This is a genomic window from Streptomyces sp. SID14478 (assembly GCF_010548525.1).
Taxonomy (GTDB): domain Bacteria; phylum Actinomycetota; class Actinomycetes; order Streptomycetales; family Streptomycetaceae; genus Streptomyces.
Window position 1 is genome coordinate 1 of sequence record NZ_JAAGMG010000929.1, and the last position, 1,844, is coordinate 1,844.

Sequence of the window (1,844 nt, forward strand, 5' to 3'; positions counted from 1 at the left end):
CGCGGCGACGGTCGGGACGGTGGCCCGCGGGCGGCAGCGGGGTCGGGGCGGGGGCGGTCACGGCAGCAGCCAATCGATCGGGCGCTGCTCGGCGAGGTGCACGGCGCCGGAGGTGAGGGTCATGGACGTGAGGGAGTAGGGCGGACCGTCCCCCGCCGACCAGGCGTATCCGGACGCCCCGGACGCCGACTTCGTGAGCCGCACGAGCACCGGCACGCGCGTGTCGCCCTTCGTGAACTGCGCCGCGAGGTCGCCGTCGCCGAGGAAGTCCGCGACCTGCCGCTTCGTCTGCGCGGCGCGCCCCACCGCCTTCACCGTGCCGCGCAGCACGCCGTACTGCTGGGCGGCCGGCACCGTGAGGTCGACATCGGCGCCCGCGGGGACGTTCGCGGCACCGGTGGCGGGCACGTACAGCATCGCGAGCAGCGGGTCGTGCGCCGACGACGTCTTCTCCAGCGTCGCGACGTCCGCGCCCGTGGTCACCACCGCGCCGATCCGCGCGACGAGAGCCGTGACCCGGCCCGCGTCGATGGCCCGCACGACCCGGTTGCCCTGCTGCGTACGGACCTTGAGCAGCGGAGCGTCCGCGGCGACCCGCTGCCCCTCCCGCACGTACACCCCGGTCACCTGACCGGTCACCGGGGTCTGCAGGACGTAACTGCCCTGCCCGTAGGTGAGGATGCCGCTCACCTTGAGCGTCGAGGACACCGAACCGGTCACCGCCCACACGCACGAGGCAGCCATCACGACGACCGTCACGGCGAGGACGAGCAGCCCCTGCGGCCGCGCGAGGCGCACCGGAAGGTCGAGCTCCTCCGGCGACTGCAGTTTGGTGAGGGCCTGTTGGCGGAACTGCACGGGTCTTTCCCTTACGTTGCTCAGGGCCGGGCGCGGCGCCGGCGCGGAGGCCGAACGCGCCCGAAGGCCCCGGGACTGGATGTCCCGAGGCCGTGGGTCCGCCGCCGGTCAGGTGGCGGCGGAGTCGCTGCGTGTGATCCGGCTCAGAGGCCGGCGGTCAGGCCGGTGGCCAGACCCGTGACGGCGCCGGCGTTGACGCCGGTCAGGCCCTCGACCGTGTTGGTCAGGCCGGAGACGACGCCCGAGACCGGGGCGATGCCGTCGACGGTGCCGGTGACCTGGCCGACGAGGCCGCCGACGAGCCCGCCGGAGACGTTGTCCAGCTCGGCGTCGGAAATCTCGAGGGTCTCGACGTGGTTGCTCATGGGGGAGCCGCCCTTCTCAGTGGGGGTATTTGGGTATCGCGAAAAACACAGGAGACTTCGGGAATCTGGGGAATCGAATCCGTGACGTCGTCCCGCGATGGGCTGGATCAAAGCACGGCGACGCGTCGCACAGCCAATCGGAAGGCCCCCGGCGGGAGGGAATGTGCGAGGTCAATTCCCGCACGGTGCAAAGTCGTTCACGCGCCGGTGGCAGCACCTTCACAACCTTCACGAGGTGCCGGACGGGAGCGCCCGGACCACTTTCACCAAAATGGACACTCGCGCATCAATGGGTGTCCTTGTATGTATCGGGCAAATGCTTTTCGTGAACTGCCGTGACTGCTCTGCGCAATCGATGTGCAGGTTTGTGGCACACGACGGCCGCGGCCGTGAGCAGGGCCGGTGACACAAATCCACACGAGGGCGCTGCGGTGTGCACGGCGACGGCGCCCGCGGCCCCGGCGACGACCGCCAACAGCCGCGACGCGACCCACAGTTGTCCGGCCCGACGTCCCGCCCCGTCCACGGCGCCCGTGACGAGTGTGGTGAGCGTTCCGGTGAAGTAGGTGGTCGGCGCGGCTCCGGACCCCGCCGCCACCATCGCCGCCGACTGCCCGCCCA

2 protein-coding genes and 1 pseudogene are annotated in these 1,844 nt (G+C 71.3%); all 3 read right to left on the minus strand.

The features are described 5' to 3' along the window. Nucleotides 1-57: 57 nt before the first annotated feature. Nucleotides 58-858: an HlyD family efflux transporter periplasmic adaptor subunit gene (locus G3I40_RS30265; RefSeq protein ID WP_164305817.1), complete on the minus strand. Its 801-nt coding sequence runs from the start codon at nt 856-858 to the stop codon at nt 58-60. A gap of 143 nt (nt 859-1,001) precedes the next feature. Beyond that, nucleotides 1,002-1,223 carry a type A2 lantipeptide gene (locus tag G3I40_RS30270; RefSeq protein WP_164305818.1) on the minus strand — a complete coding sequence of 74 codons (222 nt, stop codon included), beginning with the start codon at nt 1,221-1,223 and terminating at the stop codon, nt 1,002-1,004. Nucleotides 1,224-1,509: 286 nt separating this feature from the next. Continuing rightward, nucleotides 1,510-1,844: pseudogene (locus tag G3I40_RS46635) on the minus strand (hypothetical protein); the annotation flags it as partial.

Excerpts from the sequence above, each read along its gene's own strand:
- G3I40_RS30270 (WP_164305818.1), bottom strand. The coding sequence starts at position 1,223 with ATGAGCAACCACGTCGAGACCCTCGAGATTTCCGACGCCGAGCTGGAC.